Origin of the sequence: Pseudoalteromonas sp. S4741 (assembly GCF_005886135.1) — a bacterium.
In the GTDB taxonomy this organism is placed as follows: domain Bacteria; phylum Pseudomonadota; class Gammaproteobacteria; order Enterobacterales; family Alteromonadaceae; genus Pseudoalteromonas; species Pseudoalteromonas tetraodonis.
In genome coordinates, this window is sequence record NZ_PNCN01000232.1 from 1 (window position 1) to 564 (window position 564).

A 564-nucleotide genomic window follows, 5' to 3' on the forward strand; every position below is an offset into this window, starting at 1 on the left:
CGTTATAAATGATATGGAGAATGTAACGATTCTGGTGTTGAATGGCTCAAAGAAATGCCTGTACACTGGAAGTTATTGAAGGCTAAGCACATATTCAAAAAAGTACAAAGACCTGTAAGGCCGGAAGATGGAATTGTGACAGCATTTCGTGATGGTGAAGTTACTCTTCGGAGTAATAGAAGAACAGATGGTTTTACTAATGCAGCAAAAGAAATTGGTTATCAAGGCGTTAGAAAAGGCGACCTTTTAGTTCACGCAATGGATGGTTTTGCTGGCGCAATAGGTATAAGTGATTCCAACGGCAAATGTTCCCCAGTATGCTCTGTTTGTACGCCGTGGCAGCTGAGTCGAATTAACTCGAAGTACTATGGTTATTTAGTACGTCAACTAGCGGTAACGGACTATATCACCTCTTTAGCTAAGGGAATTCGTGAAAGATCAACCGAGTTCAGATTTAACGAGTTCTCTAGTTTATTTTTAGCTATGCCACCTAAGGTTGAACAACAAAAAATAGCCAGCTTCCTCGATCACGAAACCGCTAAAATCGACACCTTAATCACCAGC

The 564-nt window shown here is 40.8% G+C and carries 1 protein-coding gene; it reads left to right on the top strand.

Going from position 1 to position 564, the window contains the following annotated elements:
• Positions 1-135: 135 nt before the first annotated feature.
• Positions 136-564, top strand: a 429-nt coding sequence (locus CWC30_RS17950; protein ID WP_502704757.1) for a restriction endonuclease subunit S domain-containing protein, incomplete at its 3' end; no start/stop codon positions are given.